The following is a 12,609-nucleotide window of genomic DNA, read 5'->3' on the forward strand; positions in this document are numbered from 1 at the left end:
CCAAGAGTTGTATGATCACTATTTTGTGGTACATACAAAAGAGTAAGGAGGAACTTATTAATGAACGAAATGCCACAATGTATTGGCTGTGGAGCAGTAATCCAAACGGAAGATAAAAATGCATTAGGCTATGCACCAACATCTTCATTAGAAAAGGAAACGATTATTTGTCAACGTTGTTTCCGTCTAAAAAACTACAATGAAATCCAACCAGTTAGCTTAACAGACGACGATTTTTTACGTATTTTAAATGGTCTTGGACAACAGCAAGGTCTTATCGTAAAAATAGTAGATATTTTTGACTTTAACGGCAGCTGGTTACCAGGTTTACACCGTTTCGTAGGAAATAATCCAGTACTTTTAGTTGCGAATAAAGCAGATCTTTTACCAAAATCGGTTAAGGAAAAGAAAGTGATTAACTGGTTAAAGCGTGAAGCAAAAGCACTTGGCTTAAAGCCAATTGATGTCAAGCTTGTCTCCGCCCATAAAGGAATAGGCATGGCTGAGGTTGTGGAAGCAATTGAAGAATACCGAAATGGACAAGATGTCTATGTAGTTGGGTGTACAAACGTAGGGAAGTCTACGTTTATTAACCGTATTATTAAGCAAGCAACAGGTGAAGGGGAAGTAATTACGACATCTCATTTCCCTGGTACGACACTTGATATGATTGAAATTCCATTAGATGACGGCTCGGCATTATTTGACACACCAGGCATTATTAATCATCATCAAATGGCACATCATATTGATTCTAGTGAATTAAAATATATTATGCCGAAAAAGGAAATTAAGCCAAAAGTGTATCAGCAAAATCCAGGGCAAACATTATTTATTGGAGCACTTGCTCGTTTTGACTTTATTCAAGGAGAACGTTCGGCATTTACGGTGCATGTAGCAAATGACTTACCGATTCACCGTACAAAATTAGAGCGTGCAGATACATTATACGCAGAGCATAAAGGGGAGCTTTTAGCACCGCCTACTGCTGCTCATATTGATAAGCTACCTGAATTAGTGCGTCATGAATTTTCCATTAAAGAAGGAAAGACCGATGTTGTTATTTCGGGCTTAGGTTGGATTACCGTACAACATTCGAATGTTGTTGTAGCAGCTCATGCACCAAGAGGCGTCGAAGTATTTATCCGACCATCGTTAATTTAAATTTTTCAAAAGTCTTGTAAGAAGGAAGTAGTCATATGAAGAAGTGGTTTGCGGTTATTGGAGATCCGATTGCTCAGTCAAAATCTCCCGAGATGCATAATGCATGGTATGAAGAAGGAAACGTGGACGCAACGTATATTCCAATTCACGTAAAGCCTGAACAGCTAGAACAGGCAGTTGCGTCGTTTAAGCTACTTGGTACTAGTGGTTGGAACGTCACAATTCCACATAAACAATCAATCATTCCCTTTTTAGATGAATTAGATGAATTAGCCGAGAAGATGGGTGCTGTCAATACGGTTGTGCGCACTGCTGATGGAAAGCTAAAAGGCTTTAATACAGATGGTCCAGGCTTTGTGAAATCTTTAGAAGAAGTAATTGGTTTGGAGCATCGACCTGCACCAGTATTACTTATTGGTGCAGGTGGTGCTGCACGGGGAATTGCATTTGCACTTAAAATAGCAGGTTATTCAACGATTACAATTGCCAACCGTACCCAACAAAAAGCACAGCAAATTATAGATGAGCTAGGTGAGGGAGAAGCAATTTCTCTTGAGCAAGCTGAAAAGCATCTAGCCCAATACAAAATTTTTATTCAAACAACGCCAGCGGGTATGTCAACAGGAGATTTTGCCTTACCATTTTCTCTAGAAAAGTTCCCAGCAGAAGCAATTGCCGCCGATATTGTGTATAATCCATTAATGACGCCATTTTTGCAAGCGGCTGAGCAAAAAGGTGCAACAATCGTAAATGGTCTTGGAATGTTTGTACATCAGGGAGCGATTGCTTATCAATACTGGCTTGGTGAGTATCCAAATACAAATGCAATGATTGCTCGTTTAACGAAGCAATTAGGAGGAAAATAAATTTTATGTTAACAGGTAAACAAAAACGTTTTTTACGTGCAGAAGCGCATCACTTAGATCCAATTTTCCAAGTTGGTAAAGGTGGCGTAAACGATGCAATGCTTGCACAATTACGTGACGTATTAGAAGCACGTGAATTAATTAAAGTACGTATTTTAGATAATTGTGAAGAAGATAAAAATGTAGTAGCAGAAGAATTAGCTGCTGGGACACGTGCGGAACTAGTCCAATTAATCGGCTTAACAGTTGTATTATATAAAGAATCACGCAACAGCAAAAAAATCGTATTACCAAAAGCACAAGCGAAATAAGGTGAACATAGATGAAGAAGGTTGGTCTTTTTGGCGGCACATTCAATCCACCACATATTGGACATTTAATTATGGCCAGTGAAGTGTATGCAGCATTAGATTTAGCAGAGGTACGTTTTATGCCAAATGCAAAGGCGCCACATAAAGAAGTTTCAACATCCGCTACAAATGAGCAACGCTTACATATGGTTGAGTTAGCGATTCAAGATATCCCATACTTCAACGTAGAGCGCTTTGAAATGGAACGAGGCGGTGTATCATATACGTATGACACGATGAAGGCGATGCGCGAGCGTGAACCAGATGTAGCGTTTTATTTCATAATCGGTGGCGATATGATTGATTCGCTACATACGTGGTACCGAATCGATGAATTAATGGAATTAGTTCACTTTGTTGGTGTAAAGCGTCCAGGTTCAGAGGCAAAAACGACGTATAATGTTCAAATGATTGAAGCACCCGAGATCAATCTCTCATCTACATTTATTCGTAATCGATTACAGCAAAAGGGAAGGTTAGATTTTTTAATCCCAACAGCTGTAGAAGAGTATATCCGAAAGGAAGGTCTTTATGGAGCGTCAACAAATGTTAGCGGCCATTAAAGGTCGAATGCCTGAAAAGCGTTATATTCACACGATTGGCGTTATGGAAACAGCGATTTTATTGGCACAGCAATATGGCGAAAATCCAGCAAAAGCTGAAACGGCAGCAATTTTACATGATATTGCCAAGTATGCAGATTTCGATTGGATGCAACGTATTGTAAAGGAGCAAAATTTAGATGAACGTCTACTTGGCTGGAATGCAGAAATAGTACACGGACCAGTTGGAGCTTGGATTGCGCAAACTGAATTTAATATCCTTGATGAGGATATTTTAAATGCCATTCGTTACCATACAACAGGACGAGTGAATATGACAAAATTTGAAAAAATAATTTATGTAGCCGATATGATTGAACCAAACCGTAAATTTGATGGTGTTGAGCAATTGCGACAGTTAGCTAATGAGGATATTGACGAGGCCTTTAAGGCTTGTGTAACACACACATTAAGCTTTCTAGTGCATTCTAGACAAGCAATTTATCCGGTGTCAATCGAGTGCTACAATAGCTTAATGAGAGAGGATTAACCTAAATGAATGAAACTTTATTAAATATTACGTACAAAGCAATCGATGATAAGCGAGGAGAAAATATCGTTGCATTAAATATGCAAGGAATTTCATTATTAGCTGATTATTTCATTATCGCAGAAGGTAGCTCAGAGCGCCAAGTGCAAGCAATTGCACGAGAAATTAAAGATAAAGCAGAAGAAGCAGGCTATGACGTTCGTAAAATGGAAGGCTTCGATTCAGCTCGCTGGATTTTAGTTGATATGGGTGATGTTGTTGCACATGTTTTCCACAAAGATGAGCGTGCATATTATAACTTAGAGCGTTTATGGGGAGATGCTCCGCAATTAGATGCACCACAACAAGACAATGAATAGTTATGAGCGTTTTGCTGAGGTGTATGATGAGCTTATGACGGATATTCCATATAACAAATATGTTGAGTGGATTCGTCATTTTGCACCTTCAACGGAATATCCTCAGCTCCTTGATATTGGCTGTGGTACGTGCACATTGGCTTTAATGCTCCATCAAGCAGGTTACATGGTTTCGGGCATTGATTTATCAGAAGAAATGCTCGCTGTTGCAAGTGCTAGACTGGAAGCTACCGGTGTTACAATACCGCTTTATGCGATGTCGATGGATCAGCTTGACGGCTTTGAAAATTTAGATATAGCCATTATTCCAATCGATTCCATTAACTACGTAAAAGAGCAACAAGATGTAGTAGAGACTTTACAGCGTATTTACGATAGTTTACGTGATGGGGGGCAGCTATTTTTTGATGTGCATTCCTTATTCAAAATGGATGAGATTTTCTTAGATGGTCCATTTACATATGATGATGGTGAAATTACGTATATTTGGCATACAGAGCCTGGTGAGTATCCTCATTCGGTGTATCATCAGATGACGTTTTTTGTGCAGGCGAAGGACGGTTTATTTGAACGTTTTGATGAGGAGCATTTCCAGCGTACATTTGCGATAGCGCAATATGAAACATGGTTGAAAGAAATTGGCTTTACACATATTGAAGTGACAGCAGACTGGACGACACACTCGCCATCTGAGGAAACAGAGCGTATTTTTATTCGTGCTATCAAATAGGCTGAAATAGAAAGTTTCAGCGTTTTTAATAAAAACATCTTTTCTTGAACTATAGGTATTTGTATAGTGGAATTAAGCTCCATATATACAACCTTTTTAAGAAAGGGTGTTTTTTGCTTTGCAATCATTTCTAGAGAAATACAAAAAACAGCTAGTAATATCAGGGGGAATTGGGGTTGCACTACTGTTTTATTTGATTTTTATACAACAGCCATCCGGCACTCCTTCGATTGAAACTATTGACCCGATTGCTACTTTAGCTTCTCCTAATGGAATGGAAAATGCTGAGCAATCACTTCCTGTTACAAGCTCTCCATCACCTCCTCCGATTATGGTCGATGTAAAAGGTGCGATTAAATATCCTGGTGTATATACGCTCGAAGAAGGACAGAGAATTGTCGAAGCAATTGAAATGGCAGGCGGCTATACAGAAAATGCAAATGCCACGTTAATTAATCATGCACAAAAATTACAGGATGAAATGGTCATATACATTCCTAAAATAGGGGAGGAGCTAACAGGAACAATGGGGGAGCTTATTCAATATGCTGAAAATAGTGGCTCTTCAGGGAATGCTAATAATTCTGGGAAAATAAACTTAAATAAAGCGTCAGAGAGCGAATTAACTCAGCTTCCCGGTATTGGACCATCGAAAGCAAGTGCCATTATTAAGCACCGAACTGAACAAGGTCAGTTTCATTCTATTGAAGAGTTAAAAAATGTAACAGGAATTGGAGATAAAACCTTCGAGCAATTAAAAGACCTAATTGATACAAAATAACTGGAAATTTCCGAAATATCTTACATTGCTATAAAAAGCAACACCGTTTAAACTGAAAAGGAATTGAAATTTTGGGGGTTATCATATGGAGCGTATTACATGGGATCAATTTTTCATGGCACAAAGTCACTTACTCGCATTGCGTAGCACATGTACAAGACTGGCAGTTGGAGCAACAATTGTTCGGGAAAAACGCATAATTGCTGGGGGATATAATGGTTCAATTTCAGGCGACGAGCATTGTATTGAACAAGGATGCTACGTTGTAGACAATCACTGTGTTCGAACTGTACATGCAGAAACAAATGCGCTACTTCAATGTGCAAAGTATGGAACGCCTGCAAACGGAGCGGACCTTTATGTTACGCATTTCCCTTGCTTACCTTGCTCGAAAACAATCATCCAAGCAGGCATTAAAAATGTGTACTACGCAAAAGATTATAAAAACAATTCATACGCAATGGATTTATTTAATAAAGCAGGTGTGAATGTTGTACATATTCCTTTTGATGAAGCGAAGATTGATTTTTTAAAGGATGAGAAATTTGCGTTAACATTTGAGATGCTCGAGAAGCTTCGTGAACTTGGTGCTAGCAGAGAGGAATTGATCCCTCTCGAGGAGAAGATGCATGCTTTATTTGGTCAACTTATTCAAGCATAACTGGATTTTTTACGCCTTATCGGTTTTTATTGGTGCTCTTGCAGCCTTTGAATCGGTAAGGCTTTTATTGTTGCTAGGGCTAATAATGGCGTTTAGCCTATATAAAAAAATATGGAAAATACATGTGCTTTTTATTGCATTACTAGGCATTTTAGCATATAGCTATTTTTCATTAGAAGTGAAAAAACTTCATATCCCAATTACGTTGCCAGCAGTTTTTACTTGGACCGATGAATATAAAATCAATGGCACGATGCTCCGCGGTTTTATGAAAGATAATGCGGGTGAAAAGCTTTATGTAACATACGAATTGAAGAGTGAGGAGGAAAAGCGTCTATTTGAGGCCCAGCAGCTCGCTGGTACGCAGTATTATGTGTTTGGTGAACAATTACCCACATCGGTGCCAGCGCATCGTTATGGCTTTTCTATGGAGTATTACTTAAATAGTAAAAATGCTCGTGGAGTTGTAGAAATAAATTCACTTCAATTTGTTGCGAAGAAAAAAACAATACTCCAGCCTTTGTATAACCAACGATTTACTATAAAAGAGCATATTGAAAGGACTTTCCCTCCTTCATTAGTTGCTGAAGCACAGGCACTGTTAATCGGGTTGCAGGAAAATGTCGATGAGGAATTGACCCGTGCCTATCAAAAGCTTGGAATAACCCATTTATTTGCTATATCTGGCTTGCATGTTGCCCTAGTGTCGTGGCTGTTTTTTCAGCTTCTTCTTAGAATGGGCGTTCGTCGTGAGGTTGCCACAATCCTTTTGTTAATTGCGTTACCAATGTATGCAATTATAGCTGGGGGAGCACCGTCAATTTGGCGAGCTGTTAGTGTAGTTGAATTAATTCTACTCGCACAATATTTTCGTATCAAAATTCCAATGGATGATGCTCTTTCCATGAGTTTCATTTGTTTTGTATTAATCGAACCTGGGGCCATATTCCAAGTAGGATTTCAACTATCTTATTTAGCTACTTATAGCTTAGTTTACTCGAGCCATATTTTAACTCGCTATTCGAACTGGTTGGTCCAATCGTTTTTCATTACCTTCGTTTGTCAAATTCTCGTCTATCCTTTATTGCTCTTTCACTTTTTTGAAATTAGCATATCCTCTTTTATTACTAATATTTTCTTTGTACCATTATTTTCATTTATTATTTTACCGATTAATTTACTCCTTTTATTTTTAAGCTATTTACCACTCTCTCTCAATACACTAATTTTTCATATATACGAACCTGTAAGGAATTTCTTAACGGACTTTATATTTTTATTACAGGAGCCAATTTATCAAATGTGGAATCCAGGGAAGCCCTCAATATATTGGCTTGTTATATTATATGTAAGTGTCTTAGCTGCCTTTTATTTAATGGATTGTACAGTAAAGTGGAAAGTCGTTTCACTCGTGCTATTTCTACCAGCCGTTGTATTTCATTTCCACACTTATGCACATGCAGACTTGAAAATTGCGTTTGTCAATGTGGGCCAAGGGGATTGTGTTGTCATTGAATTGCCTTACCGTAAGCAAGTTATTGTGATCGACGCAGGTGGAATACTTCGATTTGAACAAGAAAAATGGAAGCAGCGGCAATCATTATATGAAGTAGGGCGCCAAGTTGTCGTGCCATATTTAAAAGGGCGCGGCATTCAAACAATCGATACATTTATTTTGTCCCATGCAGATGCAGACCACGTCGAAGGCGCTGAAGAGGTTTTAAGGGAAGTCCGGGTGAAGGAAGTACATGTAACACCTAATTCATTAACAAAACCAGTTATGAACGATTTTTTAGAAGAATTGGGTGGATTGAAAACAAAGGTAAAGGAGCGAATGGCTGGGCATCATTGGCAAGTGGGAGAGGTATCTTTTCATTATTTATGGCCGCAAGATACGATCTATGACGGAAATAATGATTCTCTTGTGTTATTGATTCAACAGCAAAGTTTTAAAGCATTGTTTACAGGAGATTTAGAAAAAGAAGGGGAACAGCAGCTTGTTAAGCAATACTCACACGTAATTGGCAATATTGATTTATTAAAAGCCGGTCATCATGGAAGTAAAACATCGAGTATCGAAGCATTTGTAGAGCTCACTTCTCCAAAATATGTTGTCTTTATGGCAGGGGAAAATAATCGTTACAATCATCCCCATGTAGATGTAACTAATCGTTTTGAACAACGTAAAATTCCATATGTAACGACAGGCTATGATGGAACTATTGAAGTGTTCGTAAAGGGAGGTAAAATGGTCATTGAAAAATCAACTGATTAAGTTGTTAAGTAAAAATAAGTTGAACAAGACAACAAAAAACGGAACAATTCCCTTCACATTTAGGAATAGCTCCGTCTTTTTCCTTCTTTTAGAGAAGTTCCATCTTTCTGGGTGGCGAGAAGAATAACCTTTTTAGCTACGAAGTGCTACTTCTACGATAATCGCAATGATGAACATTGTGATGAAGAAGCCGCCACCGATAACGAAACCATAGCCTGCATCCGGAAAATCATTGCCAGCCATAGCACGCCCACGACCTTCAAATGGGTTTTCGCTAACGTAATTTGGATCTTGATGTCCTGCCATAAGTATCCCTCCTAATCTCCAATCATTATAAGACAAACATGTAAAAAATTCTATATGAAATGCTAAATATTCCTTTTATTAGGGAGTTAGTAAGTATTAATTTAGACAATATTTTGAAATAATTAGTCGGGTCTAATGGCTATGTGAATTCAGTTTTGTTTCTTTATTAAACAGAGAGACTTTTTCACATTCTCAATAAATGATAAAATGTGTATACTATAGTTTACACACTGTTAAGGAGGTTCCCGAATGATAACGAACGTATGGCAAGATTTTAAAAAAGGGAATTTCGCTCCGGTTTATTTACTTGTTGGTGAAGAATCTTATTTTGTGGATGAAACGATTAAACAATTAAAAGCCGCCCTTAGTAAAGATGAGGAAGCGGAAGTAATGACATTTGATTTAAATGAACAAAAAGTCGATTATGTAATCGATGAAGCAGATACGATTCCTTTTTTTACAGAACGTAAATTAATTATAGCCAAAAATGCCTCGTTTTTAAAAGCAACAGAAAAGGGCAAAGAAAAAATTGATCATGATTTAAAACGTTTAGAAAATTGGTTGGAAAATCCGACTGATACAGCAATTACGGTATTTATTGCACCTTATGAGAAACTAGATGAACGAAAAAAAGTGACGAAGCTATTAAAGGAAAAGAGTGTCGTACTACTAGCCGAAACGCCACAAAATCAAGATTTAAATGTGTGGATGCAAAGTGAAGCATCTAAGTATGGGAAAGTAATTACCGATACGGCCATGAATAAATTGTTTGAGATGGTCGGTCCAAATATGCTACAACTTCAAATGGAAATCGAAAAGATGGCCCTTTATTTAGGGGAGGAGCATGAAATAACAATCAATCTTGTAGAAGATTTAGTAGCAAAAACCCTTGAGCATGATGCCTTTAAAATGTTAAATGCGTATTTAAATCATAATCAAGAAGAGGCACTCAAAATTTACCATGATTTGTTACGCCAAAAAGAAGAGCCTATAAAATTAGTAGGACTACTTGCAAGCAATATTCGCACGATGACACATATTTTCTATTTACAAAAGAAAGGATATCATCAGCAGCAAATTGCGAAACAACTAAAGCTTCATCCGTATCGTGTACAAGTTATTGCCAATCAAAAAAACCGACCGACTGACCACCGTTTGCTACAGGCGCTATACAGCTTAGCAGATGTTGATTTACAATTAAAAACAACAGGTGGTAACCGCGAGCGTCACTTAGAATTATTTTTAATGAAAAAGTTATAAGAAGCAAAGAGCGGCTGGGACAGAAGTGAAAATTACTCGATTTACGGTAAAATGCAATATTAAAAATTGGATACTGCATAAATTGGTTGTAGTGGAGGGGGAACTCCTGGGGGAAGAGCGTGACGCTTGAGACTACAGGCGCAGGACACGTTCCCGGAAAGCGTTCCCGCAACGGAAACCGATTACAAAAAAACATCATTTTTCTCACTTGAGAAAAATGATGTTTTGGTTTTTCCGTATTACGAAAAAAGCCAACTGCTCTAATAATAGAACAGTTGACTTTTGAAGTTACAATTAAGCTTTTTTCGCTAAACGAGACTTTTTACGAGAAGCCGCGTTTTTGTGAATAAGACCTTTAGAAGCAGCTTTATCTAAAGCTTTAGAAGCAGCAACTACTAATTCTTGTGCGTTTTCAGCTCCAGCAGCGATTGCTTGCTCAGCTTTCTTAACTGTTGTACGCATAGCAGATTTAGCTTGTGCGTTAGCAGCGTTAGCTTTTTCGTTAACTTTTACACGTTTAATAGCAGATTTAATGTTTGGCATTACTTTCACCTCCTAGATATTAGGTACGAGATGAGTATTTTCTCACTTAGTTCATGTGTCAATACAACAAAAATCATTCTACCAAAGGATTGGACGAAATGCAATACATAAATGCAAAGAATATTTACTTGACAGTTTGTACACACTTCAATTGGAGGTGTTCAAATGAGAAAAATTGAATGGAATCGAACGGATTTAATTGATGAGTCAGAAGAAGTTGTATTACATCAGACGAGAGAGCAAAAGGAACAGCTTCGTCGAGATAAAGGCGTTCACATGGAAGAATCGCAACAAAAACGTGTAAAAATTACGAAAGTGGAAGTAAACAAAATAGGAGAAGAACAAATAGGGAAAAAAGAAGGTACGTACATTACGTTATCAATCCCAACATTAACCGTAGAAGATAAAGACGGCTTTATGCAATTGAAAGAAAACTTGTTAACTTATTTTACGGAGCTGCACAAAGACATTTCCTTCACTGAAAATTCGAAAGTTCTAGTAATCGGTTTAGGAAATAAAACAATTACTCCTGATGCGATTGGTCCATATACAATTGATGCAATGCATAAAATGCAATCGGAATTATCTGAGCCGGAATTTATTTTATATGCTCCTGGTGTTACAGGGCAGACAGGTTTTGAAACGAGTGATTATGTACATGCATTAACGGAGAAAATAAAGCCTGCATTAGTCATTATTATAGATGCACTTGCGACAAGCGGTAGTGCGAGGCTTTGCCGAACAATACAATTAACCGATACAGGGATTCATCCCGGAGCAGGTGTAGGAAATCAACGAAAAGAAATATCAAAAGAGGCGCTAGGTGTTCCAGTTACAGCAGTCGGCATTCCAACCGTTGTAGAAGCACCAATTCTAATTGCGGATGCAATTGAATTAGTCTTTCGTTCAATTGCAGCAAAAATCGCAGAAAAAGGAAAACCTTCTAGTAAATTATCTGTCACAAGTTGGGCTCCGGTTAATGAAGAAGTAGATTTAACGAGTGTCGAACCTATATTTGGTCAGTGGGCAACTTGGCCAAAAGAAGATCGAAGACAATTGTTTGAAGAAGTATTTAGCTCGCACCCTGAGCGACTTATCGTCACACCAAAAGAGGTCGATTTTTGGCTGAGTCAGTTTGCGTATTTGCTTAGTGAAAGTTTATTTGAATGGATAAAAAATGCTAGAAAAGCGTTCTAATTTTGCTACCTTCTCCATATCGTAGTGGAGAAAGGGTGATATGAATGCAAAAATTGAAACGCTTTAGCTTACTCTTATTATTTTTATTTACTTTACCAATTGCAATTGGGCAACTACCTTTTCCAAATAATGAAGTGTCACCAAAACCAAAGGAGCCGGCTCATGTTGTGTTCGCAGCATCACAAGCGCCCGCACAGCAACCAGCCATCCAGTCAACCGATCCGTTTCATGTTTTATTGTTTTATACGCATTCCCATGAATCGTATAAGCCAGTAGTAGCACAATCGAAAGGGTTACAAGCAGTGTATGATGAACAAACAAATATTTATTCCATGCAAGAGATGATGCAGTATTATTTTAATCTTAATCAAATCACAACAACTGTTATGGATTTCGATGCAATGACTGAAATGAAAACGACTGGCGCAGCATTTCATCAAGCTTACGATGTTGTTCGACCTGTTTTAAAGGAAAAATTGAGTCAACAACCATTTGATCTAGTTATTGATTTTCATCGAGATTCTGCACCAAGCAGTGTGACAACATTAGAATTGAATGGGGAACGATACGCAAAGGTAGCTTTTGTCGTAGGAGCGGAGCATGCAGGCTATAGCTCTAATTTAGCTTATGCGACAGCACTTAGTGAACAGCTCAATCGAATGGTACCCGGTATTTCACGAGGGATCATGAAAAAGCAAGGAAAAGGTGTCGATGGCGTTTATAATCAAGACTTATCACCAGAAATGCTTTTAATTGAGTTTGGTGGAATTGATAATAATGATGAAGAATTACAGCGTACGATGGCTGTCCTTGCACAAGCAATCCAAAAAGCGTTTATTGAAATGGCTGTTTAAGCATTTTTTTGTCTAATATAGCACTTTTAAATGGCATGTTAGCGAATTCGATTTTGTCCGTTTGTCGTTGGTTGTTGTAGTTTAGCGTCTTTTCATAGTATAATTTATATTACGAAATGCCTCTAGCGTTCATTTACCTCATTGTAAATGAACATAGAGGCTGTATTTTAG

The 12,609-nt window shown here is 37.9% G+C and carries 15 protein-coding genes; 13 read left to right on the plus strand and 2 right to left on the minus strand.

Going from position 1 to position 12,609, the window contains the following annotated elements:
* Positions 1–60 precede the first annotated feature (60 nt).
* From yqeH to MKZ17_RS06925, 10 genes are all read left to right on the plus strand, one after another.
* The gene (gene yqeH, locus MKZ17_RS06880) at positions 61–1,164 is read left to right on the plus strand and encodes a ribosome biogenesis GTPase YqeH (protein ID WP_340723011.1); all 1,104 of its coding nucleotides are present in this window, start codon (positions 61–63) and stop codon (positions 1,162–1,164) included.
* A gap of 35 nt (positions 1,165–1,199) precedes the next feature.
* Complete coding sequence (aroE, locus tag MKZ17_RS06885; protein WP_340723012.1) at positions 1,200–2,030, plus strand: shikimate dehydrogenase; 831 nt, start codon at positions 1,200–1,202, stop codon at positions 2,028–2,030.
* A 5-nt stretch (positions 2,031–2,035) separates the two neighbouring features.
* Positions 2,036–2,341, plus strand: coding sequence for a ribosome assembly RNA-binding protein YhbY (gene yhbY / locus MKZ17_RS06890; protein WP_340723013.1), 306 nt, complete (start codon positions 2,036–2,038; stop codon positions 2,339–2,341).
* A gap of 11 nt (positions 2,342–2,352) precedes the next feature.
* On the plus strand, positions 2,353–2,943 hold the full coding sequence (locus MKZ17_RS06895; protein WP_340723014.1) for a nicotinate-nucleotide adenylyltransferase: 591 nt from the start codon (positions 2,353–2,355) through the stop codon (positions 2,941–2,943).
* Positions 2,912–3,472 carry a bis(5'-nucleosyl)-tetraphosphatase (symmetrical) YqeK gene (gene yqeK, locus MKZ17_RS06900; RefSeq protein WP_340723015.1) on the plus strand — a complete coding sequence of 187 codons (561 nt, stop codon included), beginning with the start codon at positions 2,912–2,914 and terminating at the stop codon, positions 3,470–3,472. The genes MKZ17_RS06895 and yqeK overlap by 32 nt, the downstream gene beginning before the upstream one ends.
* A 5-nt stretch (positions 3,473–3,477) precedes the next feature.
* Positions 3,478–3,831 carry a ribosome silencing factor gene (rsfS, locus tag MKZ17_RS06905; protein ID WP_340723016.1) on the plus strand — a complete coding sequence of 118 codons (354 nt, stop codon included), beginning with the start codon at positions 3,478–3,480 and terminating at the stop codon, positions 3,829–3,831.
* Entirely contained in the window at positions 3,824–4,561 is a 738-nt protein-coding gene (locus tag MKZ17_RS06910) for a class I SAM-dependent DNA methyltransferase (protein WP_340725514.1), read from the plus strand. Before rsfS ends, MKZ17_RS06910 begins: the two co-directional genes overlap by 8 nt.
* Before the next feature lie 118 nt (positions 4,562–4,679).
* A complete protein-coding gene (locus tag MKZ17_RS06915; RefSeq protein ID WP_340723017.1) occupies positions 4,680–5,342 on the plus strand; it encodes a helix-hairpin-helix domain-containing protein in 663 nt (220 codons plus the stop codon).
* Between the two features lie 85 nt (positions 5,343–5,427).
* Complete coding sequence (locus MKZ17_RS06920) at positions 5,428–6,003, plus strand: ComE operon protein 2 (RefSeq protein WP_340723018.1); 576 nt, start codon at positions 5,428–5,430, stop codon at positions 6,001–6,003.
* The gene (locus MKZ17_RS06925; RefSeq protein ID WP_340723019.1) at positions 5,972–8,278 is read left to right on the plus strand and encodes a DNA internalization-related competence protein ComEC/Rec2; all 2,307 of its coding nucleotides are present in this window, start codon (positions 5,972–5,974) and stop codon (positions 8,276–8,278) included. Before MKZ17_RS06920 ends, MKZ17_RS06925 begins: the two co-directional genes overlap by 32 nt.
* 132 nt (positions 8,279–8,410) lie before the next feature.
* On the opposite strand, the gene MKZ17_RS06930 is transcribed toward MKZ17_RS06925, so the two are convergent.
* On the minus strand, positions 8,411–8,584 hold the full coding sequence (locus tag MKZ17_RS06930) for a YqzM family protein (RefSeq protein WP_340723020.1): 174 nt from the start codon (positions 8,582–8,584) through the stop codon (positions 8,411–8,413).
* 249 nt (positions 8,585–8,833) lie between these two features.
* On the opposite strand from MKZ17_RS06930, the gene holA reads away from it, so the two are divergent.
* Positions 8,834–9,844, plus strand: a complete 1,011-nt coding sequence (gene holA, locus MKZ17_RS06935; RefSeq protein ID WP_340723021.1) for a DNA polymerase III subunit delta — start codon at positions 8,834–8,836, stop codon at positions 9,842–9,844.
* Between the two features lie 294 nt (positions 9,845–10,138).
* Here holA and rpsT read toward each other — a convergent pair whose 3' ends face one another.
* Positions 10,139–10,387, minus strand: coding sequence for a 30S ribosomal protein S20 (gene rpsT, locus MKZ17_RS06940; RefSeq protein WP_340723022.1), 249 nt, complete (start codon positions 10,385–10,387; stop codon positions 10,139–10,141).
* A 165-nt stretch (positions 10,388–10,552) separates the two neighbouring features.
* Here rpsT and gpr point away from each other — a divergent pair, with 165 nt between their 5' ends.
* Together gpr and spoIIP are read left to right on the plus strand one after the other, a co-directional pair.
* Positions 10,553–11,584 (plus strand): GPR endopeptidase, encoded by a 1,032-nt coding sequence (gene gpr, locus MKZ17_RS06945; protein ID WP_340723023.1) that lies wholly within the window; start codon positions 10,553–10,555, stop codon positions 11,582–11,584.
* A gap of 44 nt (positions 11,585–11,628) precedes the next feature.
* Positions 11,629–12,438 (plus strand): stage II sporulation protein P, encoded by an 810-nt coding sequence (gene spoIIP, locus MKZ17_RS06950; RefSeq protein ID WP_340723024.1) that lies wholly within the window; start codon positions 11,629–11,631, stop codon positions 12,436–12,438.
* Positions 12,439–12,609: the final 171 nt, after the last annotated feature.

The sequence above is a fragment of the Solibacillus sp. FSL R7-0682 genome, from assembly GCF_038005985.1.
GTDB lineage: Bacteria > Bacillota > Bacilli > Bacillales_A > Planococcaceae > Solibacillus.

Excerpts from the sequence above, each read along its gene's own strand:
- yqeH (WP_340723011.1), top strand. The coding sequence starts at position 61 with ATGAACGAAATGCCACAATGTATTGGCTGTGGAGCAGTAATCCAAACG.
- aroE (WP_340723012.1), top strand. The coding sequence starts at position 1,200 with ATGAAGAAGTGGTTTGCGGTTATTGGAGATCCGATTGCTCAGTCAAAA.
- yhbY (WP_340723013.1), top strand. The coding sequence starts at position 2,036 with ATGTTAACAGGTAAACAAAAACGTTTTTTACGTGCAGAAGCGCATCAC.
- MKZ17_RS06895 (WP_340723014.1), top strand. The coding sequence starts at position 2,353 with ATGAAGAAGGTTGGTCTTTTTGGCGGCACATTCAATCCACCACATATT.
- yqeK (WP_340723015.1), top strand. The coding sequence starts at position 2,912 with ATGGAGCGTCAACAAATGTTAGCGGCCATTAAAGGTCGAATGCCTGAA.
- rsfS (WP_340723016.1), top strand. The coding sequence starts at position 3,478 with ATGAATGAAACTTTATTAAATATTACGTACAAAGCAATCGATGATAAG.
- MKZ17_RS06910 (WP_340725514.1), top strand. The coding sequence starts at position 3,824 with ATGAATAGTTATGAGCGTTTTGCTGAGGTGTATGATGAGCTTATGACG.
- MKZ17_RS06920 (WP_340723018.1), top strand. The coding sequence starts at position 5,428 with ATGGAGCGTATTACATGGGATCAATTTTTCATGGCACAAAGTCACTTA.
- MKZ17_RS06925 (WP_340723019.1), top strand. The coding sequence starts at position 5,972 with ATGCTTTATTTGGTCAACTTATTCAAGCATAACTGGATTTTTTACGCC.
- MKZ17_RS06930 (WP_340723020.1), bottom strand. The coding sequence starts at position 8,584 with ATGGCAGGACATCAAGATCCAAATTACGTTAGCGAAAACCCATTTGAA.
- holA (WP_340723021.1), top strand. The coding sequence starts at position 8,834 with ATGATAACGAACGTATGGCAAGATTTTAAAAAAGGGAATTTCGCTCCG.
- rpsT (WP_340723022.1), bottom strand. The coding sequence starts at position 10,387 with ATGCCAAACATTAAATCTGCTATTAAACGTGTAAAAGTTAACGAAAAA.
- gpr (WP_340723023.1), top strand. The coding sequence starts at position 10,553 with ATGAGAAAAATTGAATGGAATCGAACGGATTTAATTGATGAGTCAGAA.
- spoIIP (WP_340723024.1), top strand. The coding sequence starts at position 11,629 with ATGCAAAAATTGAAACGCTTTAGCTTACTCTTATTATTTTTATTTACT.